The sequence below is a fragment of the Pseudonocardia thermophila genome (assembly GCF_900142365.1).
In the GTDB taxonomy this organism is placed as follows: domain Bacteria; phylum Actinomycetota; class Actinomycetes; order Mycobacteriales; family Pseudonocardiaceae; genus Pseudonocardia; species Pseudonocardia thermophila.
Genome location: NZ_FRAP01000001.1, coordinates 253,353 through 271,104, shown reverse-complemented (window position 1 = coordinate 271,104; position 17,752 = coordinate 253,353). Strand labels below are relative to the sequence as shown.

20 protein-coding genes and 1 pseudogene are annotated in these 17,752 nt (G+C 75.3%); 14 read left to right on the top strand and 7 right to left on the bottom strand.

What is annotated here, in order from left to right:
• Nucleotides 1–46: 46 nt before the first annotated feature.
• Nucleotides 47–874 (bottom strand): alpha/beta fold hydrolase, encoded by an 828-nt coding sequence (locus tag BUE41_RS01355; protein WP_073454952.1) that lies wholly within the window; start codon nt 872–874, stop codon nt 47–49.
• Nucleotides 871–1,347, bottom strand: a complete 477-nt coding sequence (locus tag BUE41_RS01350) for a MarR family winged helix-turn-helix transcriptional regulator (RefSeq protein ID WP_073454951.1) — start codon at nt 1,345–1,347, stop codon at nt 871–873. The genes BUE41_RS01355 and BUE41_RS01350 overlap by 4 nt, the downstream gene beginning before the upstream one ends.
• A gap of 76 nt (nt 1,348–1,423) precedes the next feature.
• Between BUE41_RS01350 and fabG the strand changes: the two genes are divergently transcribed.
• Nucleotides 1,424–2,152, top strand: coding sequence for a 3-oxoacyl-[acyl-carrier-protein] reductase (gene fabG / locus BUE41_RS01345; RefSeq protein WP_073454950.1), 729 nt, complete (start codon nt 1,424–1,426; stop codon nt 2,150–2,152).
• Nucleotides 2,153–2,218: 66 nt separating this feature from the next.
• The gene (gene fabI, locus BUE41_RS01340; protein WP_073454949.1) at nt 2,219–3,016 is read left to right on the top strand and encodes an enoyl-ACP reductase FabI; all 798 of its coding nucleotides are present in this window, start codon (nt 2,219–2,221) and stop codon (nt 3,014–3,016) included.
• On the opposite strand, the gene BUE41_RS01335 is transcribed toward fabI, so the two are convergent.
• Nucleotides 3,013–3,417 carry an MmcQ/YjbR family DNA-binding protein gene (locus tag BUE41_RS01335; protein ID WP_073454948.1) on the bottom strand — a complete coding sequence of 135 codons (405 nt, stop codon included), beginning with the start codon at nt 3,415–3,417 and terminating at the stop codon, nt 3,013–3,015. The genes fabI and BUE41_RS01335 overlap by 4 nt on opposite strands.
• A 43-nt stretch (nt 3,418–3,460) precedes the next feature.
• Between BUE41_RS01335 and BUE41_RS01330 the strand changes: the two genes are divergently transcribed.
• The 5 genes from BUE41_RS01330 (at nt 3,461) to BUE41_RS01315 (ending at nt 8,266) form a co-directional block, all read left to right on the top strand.
• Complete coding sequence (locus BUE41_RS01330) at nt 3,461–4,483, top strand: ferrochelatase (protein ID WP_073455138.1); 1,023 nt, start codon at nt 3,461–3,463, stop codon at nt 4,481–4,483.
• Nucleotides 4,484–4,621: 138 nt separating this feature from the next.
• The gene (locus tag BUE41_RS30615) at nt 4,622–4,780 is read left to right on the top strand and encodes a hypothetical protein (RefSeq protein WP_159444836.1); all 159 of its coding nucleotides are present in this window, start codon (nt 4,622–4,624) and stop codon (nt 4,778–4,780) included.
• Between the two features lie 89 nt (nt 4,781–4,869).
• The gene (locus tag BUE41_RS01325) at nt 4,870–5,997 is read left to right on the top strand and encodes an MvdC/MvdD family ATP grasp protein (RefSeq protein WP_084754145.1); all 1,128 of its coding nucleotides are present in this window, start codon (nt 4,870–4,872) and stop codon (nt 5,995–5,997) included.
• Nucleotides 5,994–7,067: a SagB/ThcOx family dehydrogenase gene (locus BUE41_RS01320; RefSeq protein ID WP_073454947.1), complete on the top strand. Its 1,074-nt coding sequence runs from the start codon at nt 5,994–5,996 to the stop codon at nt 7,065–7,067. The genes BUE41_RS01325 and BUE41_RS01320 overlap by 4 nt, the downstream gene beginning before the upstream one ends.
• A complete protein-coding gene (locus tag BUE41_RS01315) occupies nt 7,064–8,266 on the top strand; it encodes an MFS transporter (protein ID WP_073454946.1) in 1,203 nt (400 codons plus the stop codon). The genes BUE41_RS01320 and BUE41_RS01315 overlap by 4 nt, the downstream gene beginning before the upstream one ends.
• On the opposite strand, the gene BUE41_RS01310 is transcribed toward BUE41_RS01315, so the two are convergent.
• Nucleotides 8,247–9,431 carry a tyrosine-type recombinase/integrase gene (locus BUE41_RS01310; RefSeq protein ID WP_234996869.1) on the bottom strand — a complete coding sequence of 395 codons (1,185 nt, stop codon included), beginning with the start codon at nt 9,429–9,431 and terminating at the stop codon, nt 8,247–8,249. The two genes, BUE41_RS01315 and BUE41_RS01310, sit on opposite strands and share 20 nt — an antisense overlap.
• Before the next feature lie 138 nt (nt 9,432–9,569).
• On the opposite strand from BUE41_RS01310, the gene BUE41_RS29415 reads away from it, so the two are divergent.
• The 5 genes and pseudogenes from BUE41_RS29415 (at nt 9,570) to BUE41_RS32770 (ending at nt 13,017) form a co-directional block, all read left to right on the top strand.
• Entirely contained in the window at nt 9,570–10,661 is a 1,092-nt protein-coding gene (locus tag BUE41_RS29415; protein ID WP_143171903.1) for a response regulator receiver protein, read from the top strand.
• 110 nt (nt 10,662–10,771) lie between these two features.
• Nucleotides 10,772–11,449 (top strand): DUF899 domain-containing protein, encoded by a 678-nt coding sequence (locus BUE41_RS01300; RefSeq protein WP_073454945.1) that lies wholly within the window; start codon nt 10,772–10,774, stop codon nt 11,447–11,449.
• A 57-nt stretch (nt 11,450–11,506) separates the two neighbouring features.
• Nucleotides 11,507–12,016: a GyrI-like domain-containing protein gene (locus BUE41_RS01295; RefSeq protein ID WP_073455134.1), complete on the top strand. Its 510-nt coding sequence runs from the start codon at nt 11,507–11,509 to the stop codon at nt 12,014–12,016.
• A gap of 379 nt (nt 12,017–12,395) precedes the next feature.
• Nucleotides 12,396–12,446: pseudogene (locus tag BUE41_RS32775) on the top strand (hypothetical protein); the annotation flags it as partial.
• 64 nt (nt 12,447–12,510) lie between these two features.
• Nucleotides 12,511–13,017, top strand: coding sequence for an alpha/beta hydrolase fold domain-containing protein (locus BUE41_RS32770; RefSeq protein ID WP_200803706.1), 507 nt, complete (start codon nt 12,511–12,513; stop codon nt 13,015–13,017).
• Between the two features lie 601 nt (nt 13,018–13,618).
• On the opposite strand, the gene BUE41_RS29980 is transcribed toward BUE41_RS32770, so the two are convergent.
• Nucleotides 13,619–13,888 carry a hypothetical protein gene (locus BUE41_RS29980; protein WP_143171902.1) on the bottom strand — a complete coding sequence of 90 codons (270 nt, stop codon included), beginning with the start codon at nt 13,886–13,888 and terminating at the stop codon, nt 13,619–13,621.
• 146 nt (nt 13,889–14,034) lie between these two features.
• Nucleotides 14,035–14,637, bottom strand: coding sequence for a TetR/AcrR family transcriptional regulator (locus tag BUE41_RS01280; protein WP_200803705.1), 603 nt, complete (start codon nt 14,635–14,637; stop codon nt 14,035–14,037).
• Between the two features lie 81 nt (nt 14,638–14,718).
• Between BUE41_RS01280 and BUE41_RS01275 the strand changes: the two genes are divergently transcribed.
• Nucleotides 14,719–15,663: an NAD(P)-dependent alcohol dehydrogenase gene (locus BUE41_RS01275; RefSeq protein WP_073454942.1), complete on the top strand. Its 945-nt coding sequence runs from the start codon at nt 14,719–14,721 to the stop codon at nt 15,661–15,663.
• Between the two features lie 314 nt (nt 15,664–15,977).
• Here BUE41_RS01275 and BUE41_RS01270 read toward each other — a convergent pair whose 3' ends face one another.
• Nucleotides 15,978–16,778 (bottom strand): hypothetical protein, encoded by an 801-nt coding sequence (locus tag BUE41_RS01270; RefSeq protein WP_073454941.1) that lies wholly within the window; start codon nt 16,776–16,778, stop codon nt 15,978–15,980.
• Between the two features lie 130 nt (nt 16,779–16,908).
• Between BUE41_RS01270 and BUE41_RS01265 the strand changes: the two genes are divergently transcribed.
• Nucleotides 16,909–17,739, top strand: coding sequence for a DUF3097 domain-containing protein (locus BUE41_RS01265; protein ID WP_073454940.1), 831 nt, complete (start codon nt 16,909–16,911; stop codon nt 17,737–17,739).
• Nucleotides 17,740–17,752: the final 13 nt, after the last annotated feature.

Here is a 17,752-nt window from a genome sequence, read left to right as displayed (position 1 = left end):
TCGATCACCGCAGGTCCGTTCTCGACGCATGACCCCCCGGAGAGAGCTACAGCGCCTCGAGGAACCGCCGCACTTGGGCGTCGAACAGCGCGGGTTCCTCCATGTTGGGCAGGTGCGCGGCCCGCTCGACCACGGCGAGTCGCCCGTCGGGGACGGTCTCGGCCAGCTCGCGGGACATGCGGACGTGGTCCGGCGAGTCGAGCGCACCGGTCACGGCCAGCACCGGCACCGCGATCTCCGCGGCGCGGGCGGCGGCGTCGGGCAGCGACTGCGGCGGCGGGCCGCCGTGCACGACGTGCGCGGCCAGCGTGTGCGCGATCATCGCCCGGCAGCCGGCCAGCACCGCGGGATCCACGTCGGTCACCGCTCGGTACGGTCCGACGAGGCCGACCTGCAAAAACGCCTCGGTCCACCGCTCGGCGTCGCGGGTGGCCGCGGCGTGCGCGAGCTCGCCGAGCCGGGCCAGCGTCCACGGGTCGCGGAACAGGTCCGCGGCTCCCGCGCTGCTCGCCCCGGCCCCGCACGCCACGACGGCCCGGACCAGATCGGGCCGGGTGATCGCCACGTCGAGCGCGGTCGCCCCGCCCATCGACAGGCCCACGAGCACCGCCGGTCCGAGATCGAGCGCCTCCAGCACGGCGACGACGTCGGCGTAGTGGCGGAACGGTGCCCGCGGTGTGCTGGAGTCGCCGTGCCCGCGGGCGTCGATGCGCACGACCGTCCACCGGTCGGTGAACCCCAGCTGCGGATCCCACATGCGCCGGTCCAGGGCTCCGCCGTGCAGGAACACCGCCGCCGGGCCGGTACCGGCCCGGTCGTAGGCGATGTGGCCGCCGTCGACGGCGACGGTGCCGGCGGTAAGCGTGGTCGTCATGGCGCCTCCTCGATCGGGACGGGCGGGGCGTCGGCGGTGATCCGGCCGATCCCGGTGACGAGCGCGTCGAGCACGCGCACGGCGGCTGCGACGTCGCCGGGATCGAGACCGGCGGCGATCGGGCCGAGCGCGCGCAGCTCGGCGTCGTGGATGCGGTCGAACGCAGCGCGGCCCTCGTCGGTGAGGACGACGAGCGGCGAGCGCCGGTGAGCCGGGTTCGGCGCGGTGGTGACGAGACCGAGCCCACGGGCCTGGTCGACGAGCCGCTGGATCACCTGCCGCGGCAGCGAGAGCGTGCGCGCGATCGCCGGCACCGGAGCCGGTCCGGTGTCGAGCAGGGCCTCCAGCAGGGCACGGACGCCCATCGTGACCTGCTCACCGGCCAGCGCAGCGGTGACGGCGCGGGCGGAGAGCAGGTGCAGCGGCCGCACGCGGCGCAGGACCACGTACAGCTCACCCGCATCGACCGGCATGACATCAATGATGCTGAAATGACATCACTGATGTCAATCGGCGGCGAGCGGTCGAGCTGCCCTAGGGTGATCGACCGTGACTGCAGAGGGCGCATCTGGGCGCAGCGTGCTGGTGACGGGCGGCAACCGGGGGATCGGCCTGGCGATCGCCAAGGCGTTCGCCGCCCAGGGGGACAAGGTCGCGGTGACCCACCGCGGCTCGGCCGAGGGACTTCCCGCGGAGTTCCTGCCGGTGCAGTGCGACGTCACCGACGCCGACGCCGTCGACCGCGCGTTCACGACCGTGGAGGAGGAGCACGGGCCGGTCGAGGTGCTGGTCTCCAACGCCGGCATCACCGACGACACCCTGCTGATGCGGATGAGCGAGGAGTCGTTCACCCGCGTCGTCGACGCCAACCTCAGCGGCGCCTACCGGGTGGCCAAGCGGGCCACCCGCGGCATGCTGAAGGCCCGCAGCGGCCGGATGATCTTCATCTCGTCGGTCGTCGGGCTGCTCGGCTCCGCGGGGCAGGTGAACTACGCCGCGTCCAAGGCCGGCCTGGTCGGCCTGGCCCGCTCCATCGCCCGCGAGCTGGGCTCGCGGGGCATCACCGCGAACGTCGTCGCACCGGGGTTCGTCGACACCGACATGACCCGCGCGCTGCCCGATGAGCGGCGCAAGGAGATCGTCTCCGCGGTGCCGCTGGGCCGCTACGCCGAGGTCGAGGAGATCGCCGGCGTCGTGACGTTCCTGGCCTCGCCCGCCGCCGCGTACATCACCGGCGCCGTGATCCCGGTGGACGGCGGGCTCGGGATGGGCCACTGAACCGGGCAGCGTGATCCGTGGCGGGGTGCGTTCTCGCTGCAGCCGCTCACCCATAGGGTGAGCGCCATGGGTCTCCTCGACGGCAAGCGCCTGCTCGTGACCGGCGTGATCACCGACGCCTCCCTCGCCTTCCACGTCGCGAAGATCGCGCAGGAACAGGGGGCGCAGGTCGTGCTCACCGGCTACGGCCGGTTGCGGCTGGTGGAGCGGATCGCGCAGCGGCTGCCCCAGCCCGCTCCGGTGGTCGAGCTGGACGTCACGAACCAGGAGCACCTGGACTCGCTCGTCGAACGGATCACCCCGCACCTCGGCGACGAGCCCCGCCTCGACGGGGTGCTGCACTCGATCGGCTTCGCGCCGGCGTCCTGCCTGGGTGAGGGCGCGTTCCTGAACGCGCCGTGGGAGGACGTCGCGCAGACCATCCACGTCAGCGCCTACTCGCTGAAGTCCCTGGCCACGGCGGTGCTGCCGCTGCTCGGGCCGGGCAGCTCGATCGTCGGCATGGACTTCGACAACCGCCAGGCCTGGCCCGCCTACGACTGGATGGGCGTGGCGAAGTCGGCGCTGGAGTCGGTCACCCGCTACCTCGCCCGCGACCTGGGCCCGAAGGGGATCCGGGTGAACCTCTGCGCGGCGGGGCCGGTGCGCACGATGGCCGCGAAGTCGATCCCCGGGTTCGCCGCCTTCGAGGACGCCTGGGACGGGCGCGCCCCGCTCGGCTGGGACGTCAACGACCCGGTCCCGGTCGCGAAGACCGTCTGCGCGATGCTCTCCGACTGGATGCCCGCCACCACCGGCTCGATGATCTGGGCCGACGGCGGGTTCCACGCGATCGGTGTCGCCACGCCGGAGGCGACGGCCTAGGAGCGGCTCGCCAGGTACTGCTGGGCCCGCCGCTTCGACGCCCGCGAGAGCCACGCGTCCTCGATCACCTCGGCGAGCTGCGCCCGCGTCAGCTCGCCGAGCCGGGACGCCCGCACCAGCACCGACGGGTGCCCGTCGAAGTGCGGCGTGGTGAAGAACGGCAGGTCCGGGTCCTGCACCAGGGCGAACTTGTCCTGCTCGTCGGGCACCCAGATCACGATCACGTCGGCGTAGCGCTCGCTGGTGGCGGGATCGACGGCGTCCGGGCGCGGGGTGCGGAAGAACACGAACGACTTCCCGCCCACCTGGTAGATGCGGTTGCCGGCGGTCCCGGTGATCACGGTGACGTGCGGCAGACCTCCGGCCAGGTCGTGGACGTCCTGTTCGGTCGCGCGGGGCACGGCGGCAGTCTGCCCGCGGTCCTGGGAGGATCGCCAGGTGGCACTGTCGATCGACGCCCTGCTCGTGCTCTCGTTCGGCGGACCGGAAGGCCCGGCCGACGTCCGCCCGTTCCTGGAGAACGTCACGCGCGGCCGCGGCATCCCACCGGAGCGGCTGGCCGCCGTCGAGGAGCACTACGCGCACTTCGGCGGGGTCAGCCCCCTCAACGCGCGCAACCGCGAGCTGATCGCGGCGATCGAGGAGCGCATCGACGTGCCGGTGTTCTTCGGCAACCGCAACTGGCACCCGATGGTGGAGGACACCGTCGCCGACATGGCCCGGGCCGGGATCCGGCGCGCGGCCGTGTTCGCCACCAGCGCGTACGGCGGCTACTCGGCCTGCCGCCAGTACGCCGAGGACATCGCGCGCGCCCGCGCCGCCGCCGGGGACGGTGCCCCAGAGCTGATCAAGCTGCGGCACTTCTTCGACCACCCGCTGTTCGTCGCCGCCAACGCCGACGCGGTGCGTGCGGTGGCCGCCGAGGCGGGCCCGGGGGCCCGGCTGGTGTTCACCGCGCACTCGGTGCCGGAGGCGGCCGACCGCGCGGCCGGACCGCCCGAGGAGGGCGGGCGCCGCTACTCGCGCCAGGTCAAGGAGGCCGCGCGGCTGGTCGCCGCCGAGCTCGGTGGGGTGGAGCACGACGTCGTGTGGCAGTCCCGCTCGGGACCGCCGCAGGTGCCGTGGCTGGAGCCGGACATCGTCGACCACATCGACGCGCTGCACGCAGGCGGTGTGCCCGGGATCGTGATCTGCCCGATCGGGTTCGTCTCCGACCACGTCGAGGTCGTGTGGGACCTCGACCGCGAGGCCCGCGACCGCGCCGCCGAACTGGGCATGGGCTTCGCTCGGGCGGCCACGGCCGGCCCCGATCCGCGGTTCGCCGACCTGGTCGTCGAGCTGGTCGACGAGCTGCGCCACGACGTCCCCGCGCGGCGGCTCTCGGTGTTGCCCAGCGGCGGCTGCACGGTCGACGGCGCCCTCTGCGCGGAGCGGTGCTGCGAGCCGGTCCGCCGCCGGCCGGCCTGACCGTTCGGCAAGGTATTCCTTCCCGGAACGCAGCGCAGGTCTGGCGTCTCCGCGCTGTCCGCGGGCACCCGCCGATGACCACTCTGGACGCACGCCCGGCCACAGGGGCCGGGTCGACGCAGAGACAGAGGTGATCGGATGAGCATCCAGGAGCTGGCGCAGGCCGCGATCGAGCTCGGCGCCGACGACACAGCGGCGCTGGAGCGCTTCGCCGTGCTGGAAGACGCCGCCTTCGAGGGCTACGTCAACGACTACGCCCAGGCACTGATGATCTGCAAGAGCTGCCACGGCGGCTGACCTGGAGGCCCGTGGCCGCGGAGGTGGTCCCGCGGCCACGGGCCTCCGTCCTGCTCGATGCTTCCCGCTCCAGGCCCGGAGGTCCGGTCATGCAGCCGCTGCTGCCCGCGTTGCTGCGCGAACACGGCAACGCACTTCCGCCGTCGCCGACCCCGCGACGCCCGCTCGCCCCGACCCCGCCGCTGCTGCTGCGCGGCCCGCGGTTCCGCACTCGCTCGCCGCGCCGATCGTGTGACTTCCAACAGCGCGTCGGGCGTCCCGAGACCGATCACGGCGACGGCCCCACCCCGTGCGTCGTGCTCCTGACCCGCGCCGCCGACCGCGAGGCCGACGCGCTCTCGGTGCACCTGGCCGCCGCGGGCGTGCCGCTGGTGCGCTTCGACTGCGACCGCGCGCCCGGCACCGGCGTCACCTACGAGCTCGGCGCCGCGCTCGACGTGGCCGGGGTGCGGACGCGACCGCTCGTGGTGTGGTCGCGGTACTTCACCCCGGCGTCGATCCCGGCCGACGCAGCGGATCCCCGGCTCGCCGGTTACCTGCGCGGACAGTGGGCGGGCTGGCGCGACCTGCTCATCGGGCTGCGCGGCGCGCGGGTGGTGAACCGCGCCGGGGTGCCCGGCCGGATCACCCAGCTCGACGTCGCGGCCGATGCCGGCCTGCGCGTGCCCGCCACCGTCGTGACCAGCACACCCGCCGCCGCAGCCGCGGCGCTGCCCGGTGCCGGCCCGGTGATCGTCAAGAGCCTCGGCGACCACTACGTCGAGTCCGCGCCGGGCGTGCTCGACGGGGTGTTCGCCCGCACGATCGGCCGCGCCGAACTCGCCCGCGAGCCGGGAGCCGAAGGCGCCCCGGTGATCGTCCAGGAGGCGGTGGCCGCCCGCGCGGAGTGGCGCGTCTACGTCGTCGGCGGCCGGTTCCACACGTTCGCCTCCGCCCCGCACGCCGCCTCCGCTCCGTTCGTCGCCGCGGAGCTGGTGCCGGTCCGCCTGATCGACACGCCGGCCGCGATCCGTGGCCCCCTGACCGAGCTGGTGCACCGCTGGCAGCTCGACGTCGTCGCGTTCGACCTGCTCGACACCCCGGACGGGCCGGTGTTCCTCGAAGCGAACGCGGCCTGCGACTGGCTGTGGCTGGAACGCGCGACGTCGACGCGGGTGGTGACCGACGCCGTGGTGGCCGAGCTGACCGCGGCCTACCGGGCGGGGCTGGCGGCGTGACCGGCCAGGGACGGCTGAAGGTCGCTGAGTGCGCCGCCCTGCACTTCGACGGCGGCCGGCTCGTCTGGGACGGCTACTTGACCCGGCAGCAGTTCGCGATCACCCCGGCGAGCGAGGAGGTGCTGCGGTTCTGCGCCCGCTGGCGGACCCCGGACGAGCTGTCCGCGCATCCCGACGGTGATCTGCTGCCGCTCGCGGAGCACCTGCTCGAGGCCGGGCTGCTCGTGGCCGAGGGATCGCCCGAGCACGCCGCCGAGGAGCGGGTGCTCGACCGCTGGCGCAGGTGGGGCCCTGCGGCCCGCTACCTGCACTTCGGAGCGCGGACCCCGCGCACGGCGCACTTCCTCGCCCGCGCCGCCGACCGTGCCCGCATGGTCGCCAAGGCCGCCGTCGAACCGCCCCCGGAACCGGTGAAGACCTACCCGGGCACCCAGCTGACCCCCGTCCCGACGGCTCGGCCGGACGACACGGGCTGGCCGCGGGCACGCTTCCTCGACGCCGCCTACGGTCGCCGTTCCGTGCGCGCGTTCGCGCCGAAGCCGCTGCCGCTCGCCGACCTGGGCGCGGTGCTGCAGGTCGCCGGCGGGATCATCGACATCGTCGATGACCCCGCGACCGGGCCGTCGACGTACAAGACCAGCCCGTCAGCCGGGGCCCGTGACCCGGTGGAGCTGTACGTCCACGCCCGGGACGTGGCAGGCCTGGAGCCCGGGGTCCACCACTTCTCGCCGGCCCGCTGCGGGCTCGAGGCGATCGGTCCGGTCCTGGCCCCGGCGCAGCTCGCCGCCGCGGTGGGCGGGCAGCCCTGGCTCGCCGAGGCGCCCGCGTTGGTGATCTACACCGCGGTGATCGAGCGGCTGCAGTGGCGCTACGAGAGCCGCCGCGCGTACCGCGACCTGTTGATCGGGCTCGGCCACGTCAGCCAGACCGTGCTGCTCACGGCGAGCGCGATGGGGCTGGGTGCGGTCACGGCGACCGCGGTGTCCGACGAGGCGCTGGAGGAGCTGCTCGGCTGCGACCCGGTCGCCGAGCCGGTGCTCGCGGTGACCGCGCTGGGGGTGGCCCCGTGAAGCGGCGGGACTTCGTCCTGCTGTGGACGGGGCAAGCGGTCTCGCAGCTGGGCAGCCGGACGTACGGCGTGGCGTACATGCTGTGGGTGCTGCAGGAGAGCACCCCAGCGGTGCTCGGGCTCGCCGCGATGCTCACGCTCATCGGGTTCGCCTGCGCGCAGTTGCCGGCCGGCTGGCTGGCCGACGCGCTGGACCGGCGACGGGTGCTCGTCACGACGGACCTGGCGGCGGCCACCGCGGCCGGCGCGTTCCTGCTCATGACGGCCACGGACACGTTCTCGGCGGTCGCGGTGTTCGCCGCCGCGACGGTGCTCGGGGTGTGCTGGGCGGTGCGGCTGCCCGTCGAGCTGGCCGCGGTGCCCTCCGTCGTGGGGGCGGAGGGGACGGCGTCGGCCGTCGCGGTCATGCAGGCCAGGGCGTACGGGGCGGGCCTGGCCGGATCGCTGCTGGCCGGGGCGCTGTTCGCGGTGGCGCCGTGGCTGCCGTTCCTGCTCGACACCGCGTCGTACGTGGTCGCGGCGGTCGCCACGGCCGCGATCCGGACCCCGCTCTCGCCCGAGGACCGCACCGCCGGGCGGCTCGCCGACTGCCTGGCGGACGTGCGCGCCGGGCTCGCGGTGTTCTGGGCGCAGCGGTTCGTGCGCGGCTCCGCGCTGCTGTCCGCGGCCGGGGCGCTGGTCGTCGGTGCGACCGGGTTCAGCGTGGTGGTGCTGCTCGCCCGCAGCGGCACACCGTCGCCGGTGACGGGGATCGTGCTGGCCACCGGGAGCGCCTGCGCGTTGATCGGTGCGCTGGCCACGCCGCGGCTGCTGCGCCGCTGCGGCGAGCGGGTGTTGCTGATCGGGGCGCCGGCGGTGACGGCCGTGGGTGTCGCCGCGCTCGTCGTCGGGGGCGGGCCGGCGGCGGTCGCCGCGGCCTACGGGGCGGTGCTGCTGGCGCAGCCGGTGTGGGACGCGGTCGTCACCAGCCGGCAGCTGGTCCTCGTCGACGACGCGGTGCGCGGTCGGGTCCAGTCCGCTGCCGGGCTGCTGATGGCGATCCCGATGGCGCTCGCGCCGGCGCTGGCCGGTGCGGCGACGGAGGCCCTGGGCAGCCCGGCCACGCTGACCGGGGCCGCGGTGCTCATGGCGGCGGTGACCGTCGGGGCGATCGGGTTGGTGCGGCCGGCCGCGCCGGTGGTCACTGCGAGCGCGCGCTGATGGCCGCGGCGACTGCGTCGGCACCGGTGGTGGCGCGGGTGCGCAGGCCGCGGTCGTAGTGCTCGGTGGTGGCGATCGAGGCGTGCCCGACGTCGGCGCGCACGTGCTGGATCGGTATCCCGTTCTCCAGTGCGATCGTGACGTAGGCGTGCCGGAGCGCGTGCGGATGCACCCGGTCGGCCACGCCGTCCAGCTCGGGGCCCGCGGCCGCGGCGATGCGGCGCAGCAGCCGGTAGAGGTCGGTGCGTGAGCAGCGGTTGCCGGTGCGGGTCGCGATCAGCGGCTCGTCCGCCGCGCCGGTACGGCCGCGCACGGCGGGGACCGCGGATCCGGTGAACCGGTCGCGCTCGGCGAGGTAGTCCTCCAGCGCCTCGCGGGCGAGATCGGTGAGGTAGACCTCGCGGTGCCGGCCACCCTTCCCGACGACCCGCAGCACGTCCTCGCCGCCGGTGCGGTAGCGGTCGCTGCGGTCGAGCCCGGTCAGCTCGGAGATCCGCAGGCCGAGGGTGAGCAGCGCGACCACGGCCGTCGCGCGCCGGGCGAGCAGCGCGTCGAGCGCCGGGTCGCGCGCGTAGTGCAGGGTCGGGGCGGCCCGCAGCAGGGCGGCGAGCTGCTCGGCGGTCAGCCGGACGGTGGGGGAGGCGTCGCGCGCGCCGCCGGTCAGCCCGAGGCGCCCGCGGTGCAGCGCCGCCGGGTTGGCCGCCACCACTCCGGTGAGCGCTAGGTGGCCGTACAGCGCGGAGAGCGTCGAGAGCATCCGCTGCCGGGTGCGCCGCGCAGCGCCGTGCGCCTCCAGCTCGTGCAGCCAGGCCGTCACGTGCGCGGTCGTGGCCGTCCGCGGATCGAGGGCGCGGGCGGCGCACCAGCGGAACCAGGCCAGGTCGTGCAACCGGCCCTTGCCTGCCGGCGGTGGGCGGTGCCCCGCCCGCGGCTCGGGTTGCGGCGCCGCTCGTCCACCGAGGGCGTCCGCCCAGGTCACAGGCAGGCCGAGCGCGTGGGCGTAGGTGCGTCGGGTGCCGGGGTTCGCGTACTGGGCGAGCCAGCCGGCGATCTGCTCGCGCAGGGCGTCGGGATCGTCGACGCCCGGCCAGCTCCCGTCCGATGCGGCGCGGGGCGCGGGGGTGCGGGGCAGGGGTTCGAGCACGGCCAGCGCATCGGTGATCACGGCGGTGATCGTCGCACCGGGGTCCGTGTTTCCGGCGCCGCCACGCCGCTGCTGCCAACGAAACGCAGGTTTCGTTGGTCGGAGGTTTCAATCATGAAACCGAAACACGAGTTTTGGTTGTGCGATACCGTACTGATCGTGGCTGAAGGTGTCGCGCGCTGCGCGTACGGGAGGTGCCGGGCCGAGCTGCCCCCGCCGGGGACCAAGGGCGGCCGGCCGCGGAGGTTCTGCAAAGACCGGCGCTGGGAGGGCGGCCGCACGTGCGCCCAGATGGCTCGGGCGGAGCGCACGGCGCTGGAGGCGCTCGGGCTGGACGGGGGCAGCGCCGCGTACGCGCTGGACGCGGAACGGCTGCGCGAGCACGTCCTCGCGGTGCAGGAGCCGGTCGCGGCGCTGTCGACGGCGCTGACGCAGGTGCTGGACCGGCTCGACGAGGTTCAGCGCGACGCCGTGGACGCCGCCGAGCAGGCCAACCGGCAGGCGGCCGAGGCGGAGCGGGCGCGGGTGGCCGCCGAGGAGGCCCGCGAGCGTGCGGTGCAGGAGGCGCGGCGGAGGACCGAGGCGGCGGAGGCGACCGCCGCGGCCGCCGTGAAGGAGCGGGACGAGGCGGTGCAGCGCGCGGCCGCCGCGGCGAGCCAAGCGCTGGCCGCCACGGAGGCCCTCGGCGCGGCACGCGCGGAGACCGCGACGGCCAAGGCGGAGCAGGAGCGGGCGACCGCCCGCGCGGAGGCGGCCGAGCGGGCAGCGGGGGAGTCCGCGGTCGCCGCGGCCGTGGCGGAGGAGCGGGCGCAGGCGCTGTCGGCCCAGCTCACGGCGGCCGAGGAGCGGCTGGCTGAGCGGACCGCGGCGCTGGCCGACGCGCAGGCCCGCGCCGACGTCGCGGCCGAGCGCTGCGTCACCGAGCAGCAGGCGCACCGTGAGACCCGGCAGCGGCTCGACGCGCTCGCAGCCGAGCTCGCCGCCGTCCGGGAAGAACTCGACACGGTGCGGACCGAGCGGGACAGGGCCCGTGCCGCTGCGGAGACCGCGGAGGTGGCGGCCGCGCGGCTGCGCGACGAGCTGGCGGCGGCGCGGGTCCAGGCGGAGGAGGACGCGGCCGCGCACGCCGCCGTCCGCGACGAGCTGGCCGCCGCGCAGGCGGAGCTGGCGCGGCTGCGGGCGCAGCAGGCGGCCGAGCAGGACCTGCGAGCGATGCTGCGCTCAGCGCTCGGCTCGGCGGAGCCCGGCTGACCGCGAGCACTGGCAGCGCGGAGCGGGACGTGGTCGGATCGACGCACCCCGCGGCGCGACGACGCGCGCGATGCGCGGCGCCGGGTCGCACGGAGCGGAGGGAGCAGCCGATGGTGCTACCGGACGTCGTCGATCGGGAGACCTGGCGCGCGGAGCTGGCCGCGCTGCGCGAACGGGAGAAGGCGGCCACCCGCGAGCTCGACGCGATCGCCGCGCAGCGTCGCCGGCTGCCGATGGTGGCGTTGCCGGACTACACGCTCGTCGGTGCGGAGGGACCGGTCCGGCTCGTCGACGTGTTCGACGGACGGACGCAGCTCATCGTGTACCACCACATGTGGTTCCCGGGCGAGGAGTGGCAGTGCGGCGGCTGCACCAGCTTCACCTCGTCGTTCACCCGCCTCGACTTCCTCGACCACTACGACGCGCGGTTCGTGGTGGTCACCCCGGGCCCGATCGGCGAAGCGCTGGCCTACGCCCGGCGTGTCGGCAACACGATGACCTGGTACTCGACGGCGGACAGCGCGTTCGGCGCCGACGTCGACGCACCGCCCGGCGGTGGTTTCTCGGTCAACGTGCTCCTGCGCGACGGCGACCGCGTGTACCGGACCTGGCACACGAGCGGACGGGGCGTCGAGCAGCTGACGTACACGTTCGGGCTCCTCGACGTGCTGCCGTTCGGGCGTCGCGAGCAGTGGCAGGACTCGCCACCGGGGTGGCCGCAGGGTCCCACGTACGCCGGATGGCTCGACTCGCCGGACATCGCCCGCCTCTACGGGACGGCGCGCTGAGCGGGCCGACCCGCCCGGCGCCGATGAGTTCGGGCGGGCGGGACGGTCTCAGTGGACGTGGATCCGCTCGAGGCACCCGCAGCAGACGGGCAGCAGCCCGTCGTCGAGTACCGCGCCGCCCGGCCGTACCTCGGGGTCGTGCGCACCGTGACCTGGACCGGGACGGCAGCGGCAGCCGATCGCATCCCGGAGCTGTTCGCGCACCTCACCGCGCACGGCGTGCCGCCCGCGGGAGCGCCGTTCCTGCGCTACCACCGCATCGCGGGTGAGCACGAGCTGGTCGTCGAGGCCGGGGTGCCGGTCACCGAGCCCGTTCCGCGAGCGGGGGAGATGCGGGTCGGCACGCTCCCGGCCGGGCGCTACCTCGTGGTCGTGCACGCCGGGCACCCGGACGAGCTGGTGGCGGTGGCGGACGGGATGGCGGCGCACGCCCGGGATCGCGGCTGGGCGTTCGACCGGCGGGGCGAGGCGTGGGGCTGCCGCCTGGAGACGTTCCTGACCGATCCGCGCGTCGAGCCCGACCCGCGCCGGTGGCGGACGGAAGTGGCGGTCCGGCTCGCCGACTGACCAGCTGGTGGGGCGTGCGCGGCCCGGTCCCGCCGCGCGGCGGTGGTCCGGCTGTTCATCCTGACCGGACACTTCGCGGCGACGATTCCCGGACGAAGGGGTCCCCAGATGACCGCAGAGACGACCGCCCGCTCCACGCACCCGCCGTACGACACCGAGTTGGCTGTGTGGATCGACGCGCTGGAGCTTCCGGCGCCCGGACCCGAGACGCTGCCCGTCCTGCGCTCGGCGATGGCCGACGGTCTCCCCGGCGTGCCGGTGTCCGGGCTGACCGTCGCGGCCCGGAGGGGCTCCGGCCATCACCCTGCGGGTGCTCACCCCGACCACCGGGACCGGGCCGTGGCCGGCGATCTACCACGTCCACGGCGGCGGCGTGGTCATGAGCCACCGGGGGCTCGGGATCGACGCGTTCGCGACCGCCGCGGCCGAGCACGGCGCCGTCGTGGCGTCGGTGGAGTACCGGCTCGCACCCGAGCACCCCGCGTCCCGCGCCGGTGGAGGACTGCTACGCGGGCCTGGTGTGGACCGCCCGGCACGCCGAGGAGCTGGGCATCGACCCGGAGCACATCCGAATCGCCGGGAGCAGCGCCGGTGGCGGGCTCGCCGCCGGCACCGCCGTGATGGCGCACGATCGCGGCTTCCCGCACCTGACCCACCAGAGCCTGTGCTGCCCGATGCTCGACGACCGGGGCGCCACCCCGGCCAGCTCGGAGGTGGTCGGCGACTCACCGTGGGACCGGGCGGCCGAGCGAGTTCGGCTGGACCGCCCTGCTCGGGGACTCCCGCGGCGGCCCGGACGTCTCACCGTGCGCGGCGCCCGCGCGGGCCACGGCCCTGTCCGGGCTGCCCCGGACACACCTGGACGTCGGCAACACGGAGCTGTTCCGCGACGAGGTGCTCGACCACGCCCGCCGGCTCTCCGCCGCCGGGTCGTCGTGGACCTCCACATGTGGGGCGGGAGGTCCACGGGTTCGACTCGGTCGTGCCGCACGCCCGGGTGAGCCGGGCGTCGATCACCGCCCGCGGCGGCTTCCTGGCCCGCGCACTCGCGGGATGACGGCACACGTGCCCGTGTGCGCGAACTCATCGGTCCGCTCAGTGCCGTCGACGGCGACGCCGCCGGTGCTCTGCGCGTCCATCGCGCACGTCGACGCAGTGGTCGAGTGCGGGTGCGACGGTCGGTGACCTCGGGCGCGCGGCGCGGCCGCCGACGTCCTCGACGACTTGGGCGCGCGTGTCCGGCTCGAGCTGGCGCATGCGCCGACCGTCGTCGACGCGGTGGTGCTGGAACGGTTCGCCGCCGGCGTCCGGATCACCCTGGAGCGGATCCGCGACCGCTCCCGGACCGGTCCGGCGCTCCGCGTGCTGCTCGACGCGGAGACCGATCCCGAACAGCGGCGCGCGGTCACCGCGTCCCTCGGCCTCACCTGCCCCGCCCCGGTGATCGCCGCGGTACCGGCCGCCGGGGGACGGAGATCGTGCCCGCGGCCGCGGGCCGGCTCGCCACCCGGTTCGGCCGCATCCACGTCGTCGTCCGGCCCGGCGGGGACGGGGCCGACGCGATCGACGGCACCCGCTGGCGCCGCGGCATCGGCGAGCCGGTCACCCCGACCGGCTGCCCGCCTCCTGGGCACAGGCCCGGGCCGCGCTGCGGACCACCGGCACGGGCGCCTCGGGTGAACCCGGTGACCTCGTCGCCCGCTGCACCGGCTTCGCCGTCGTCGCGGAGCACGTCAGCGCGGCCGCCGCGGACATCGCGACGTGCGCGCCCTCGACGCCGTCGCCGCCGCGCCCCCCTGGTCCCTGGAGACCCTCGACGAGCTGCTGCGCCACCGGACGGTCCGGAAGGCGGCGGCCGATCTGGTCGTCCACCGCTCGACCCGGCAGGAACGCCTCGTCCACCTGCGCCGCGAGCTGGCCACGACGTCGACGACCCGGCCGGTCGACAGCGCGCGGCCCTCGCGCTGGCGCTGCGGCGGCTGCGGAACTCGGGAGACCTCGCGGGCCCGTAGCCGGGTTCAGCGCATGGCGAACTCCAGTGGGACGGGAACCGGTGGTGGGAGCGGGCGCGCCGGCCCCGCGCGGAACGACTGGAGCATGTAGGCCACGAACCGGTGCGACGCGGCCGCCGTGGCCTCCGGGGCGTCCAGGCGGATGCCGCGGTTGGCCTGCAGGAGCAGGACGACGTCCGACGGGGCGAAGTCAGCGCGCAGGTCACCTGAGGCCTGGGCCCGGCGCACCAGCTCGGCGAGGCCCTGTTCGGCGCGGGCACGGAGCGCCGAGAACTCGGGCACGGTCGGCAGTGCGGTCAGGAACGCGGCGGAGAAGCCCTGGTCGCGGGCGTGCATGGCGCACAGCTGGCGCAGCGCCGTGCAGAACGCCCGCCACGGATCGGGATCGGCGAGCGCCCGGTCCAGCAGGCCTGCACAGGCGGACATCTCCTCGGCGAACGCCGCAGCGACGAGCGCGTCGCGGGTGGGGAAGCGCCGGTAGACGGTGGCGATGCCGACGCCTGCGCGCCGCGCGATCTCGGAGAGCGGTACGTCCAGACCCTCGGTGCCGAATGCGGCGCGCGCCACTGCGAGGATGCGCTCCCGGTTCGCGGCGGCGTCGGTGCGCAAGTGAGGGGATCTGCTCGGCACCGGTCTCACTTTACGGCGAAGTGGAGGACTCCCTCCGGTTCCGTTGCTACGGATGGAGGCATGCTTCCCGACTCCATGTGCTACGCCCGGTTCGATCGCTACGGGCCACCCGAGGTCCTCCACGTCGCCACCGGCCCGGTGCCGCGGCCGGGCCCGGGGGAGGTGGTGGTGCGGGTCGAGGCGGTGTCGGTCAACGGCGGCGAACTCGCGCTGCGGTCCGGGCAGCTGCGCCCGTTCTCGGGCAACCGGTTCCCCAAGCGGATCGGCCTCGACCTCGCCGGCACCGTCGTCGACCCGGGGAACAGCCGGTTCGACCTCGGTGAGCCGGTGTGGGGTGCGATCGGGCGCGGTGGCGGCTCGGCAGCCGAGTACGTGGCGGTGCGGGCCGACCGGATCGACCGGGTTCCGGACGGGCTCGACGCCGTCCACGCCGCAGCGCTCGTCGTCGGGACGACGGCGATCACGGCGCTGCGGGACGTCGCCGCGCTGGCCCCGCGGGAACGGCTGCTGGTGCGCGGCGCGGCCGGCGGCGTCGGGCACATCGCGGTGCAGCTCGGCCGTGCGATGGGGGCGCACGTGACCGGCCTGGCGAGCGCCGCCGCGCTCGACCTGGTGAAGGAGCTGGGTGCCGACGAAGCGATCGACTACCGGGAGCCAGGGGAGCTCGGCCGGTTCGACGTCGTGGTGGACACGGTGGGCACGGACCCGGAACGCTTCCGTCGCCTGCTCACCGCGGACGGGCGGATGGTCGCGATCGCGTTCGACCTGAACCGGAGGCTGCGAGCCGTCTCGTACCTGGCCGCGCACGCCGCGCGGCGCAGACGGTGGGTGCGCTTCTTCAGCGGCTACCCCGCGGCCCCGCGCTTCGCCGAGCTCGGGCGGTGGTTCCGCAACGGGGAGGTCCGGCCGCACGTGGACCGGACGTTCCCGCTCGAGGACATCGCCGCCGCGCACCGGGCGCTGGAGCAGGGCGGGGTGCGCGGGAAGATCGTCGTGACCCTGTAGGCACCGCGAGTCGTGCGTTCGGTAGGGCGAGTTCGCCGAAGTGGAACGGCGAGTCAGCCGGGACAGCCGGCGTCGCGCGTTCAGCCCGGGCGAGTCCAGCGATCGGTGCGGCGCGTCCAGCGGTCTGCGCGGACGCGTCGGCCGCCGCGCCCGGGATGTCGCGCAGCTCGTCGGGCCGCACATGGAGCGCCGCGGCCGCGTGCGCGGACGACCCGAATGCGGGACTCGCCGATCCGGGCGCGGGACTCGCCCGGCCCGATTGCCGGACTCGCCGGGCGAGGTGCGGGACTCGCGGGAGGGTCCGCCTCTGCGCCTCAGGCCGGGGCGAGCACGCGCACGGCCTCGGCCACCGCTGCCCGGCGGGCGACCCGCACCGCCGTCTCGAGCGGGCGGAGCGCCTCCCGCCGCGCACCCGCCGCGGACGCCGAGAGTGCACCGCCGTCGTCGAGCAGGGCCGCGGAGAGGATCGCCTCGACCTCATCGGCCTGCTGCAGCACCCGCAGCGGCTGGCTCGGCATGCCGCCCGGCCAGCGCGATTCGGGCCGGGCCCGCAGCGCGGCGGCGATCTCCTCGCGCACCCCGGGGCGGTGCCGGGCCACACCGAGCGAGGTGAGCACGGACGCCGACTGCCGCACCTGCTCGCGCAGGTCCCGCTCGGCCTGGGAGATCGGGACGTACTCCGGCGGCGGGCCGGGCTCCGGAACCGGGTAGACGGTCCAGCGCACCACGCCGTCGGCGACTGCGGTCGGCACGATGCCCAGTCCGCCGACGGGCAGGTTGACCTCGGCGAACAGCACGCCCTCCCCGGCGTCGATCGCGGCGCGGGTGAACACCCCGGGACCGGGTACGCCGCGGACGTCACCGGGCGCGGTCAGGACCAGCCGGGCCGGGCTGCGCGGAGCGGCGCGGCGGATCGCGGCGAGCAGGAACGTGAGCGTCGTGGGTCGGTTCGACAGCGTGGGGAGCGATGTCGCCTCGGCGGTGGCGTCGTCGGCCGCGTGCACCTCGTGCAGCTGGGCCCACGGGGCCAGCGCATCGAGCGCGTCGTCGGGCGCGGCGGCGCCGGCGAGCCAGGCCGACGCCCACACCGTGAGGGTGGCGGAGGGGCAGGGCACCCGGTCAGGCTATCCACCGCCGAGACCGCGGGCACGACTGCCGTGCGGGTGAAGACCACCACGCTCCGTGACCCGCGCCGAGGGCGTGTCGTAGCCGCGTTCCGGCCCCGCGGGCTGGTACGAAACCGGGGTGCCCCGTGCCCACGACTACGCCGGACTCTTCGCCGCCGACGGCACCCGCACGCGCACCCGCCGCAAGGTCGTTCCCGAGATCCCCGCCGAGCGCGGGCTGGTCGTCGAGGACCCGGCCAGCGGCTTCTGCGGTGCGGTCGTCGAGGTGAACGTGCGCGAGGTGACGCTGGAGGACCGGCACGGGCGCCGGCGCGTGTTCCCGCTGCTGCCGGCCGGGTTCCTGTACGAGGGCGAACCGGCGACGCTCGTCGTGCCGAAGCGCGCACCGGCCGGGCCCGTGCGGGTGCGGTCAGCGTCGGGCTCGATCGCGGTCCTCGGTCACAGGGCGCGCACCGCGCGGGCGTCGCGGATCTGGGTCGAGGGCATCCACGACGCCGAGCTGATCGAGACCGTGTGGGGGCACGACCTGCGCGTCGAAGGAATCGTCGTCGAGCCCATGCACGGCATGGACGATCTCGTCGCCGCGGTCCGCGACTTCGCCCCCTCCCCGACGCGGCGGCTGGGCATCCTCGTCGACCACCTGGTGGCCGGTTCCAAGGAGACGCGCGCCGCCCAGCAGGTGATGGGGGATAACGTGCTGGTCACCGGCCATCCGTACGTCGACGTGTGGCAGGCGGTGAAGCCGAAGACCGTCGGCATCCAGGAGTGGCCGACGGTGCCGCGCGGCACCGACTGGAAGACCGGCGTGTGCCGGGCGCTCGGCTGGGGCGAGCCCGCCGACGGGGCGCGGCGCGTGCTGGGTGCGGTGCGTGACTACACGGATCTGGAGACGCCGCTCATCGGCGCCGTCGAACGGCTCATCGATTTCGTCACGGAGATCGAGGATTAGCCGAACGGAGCAC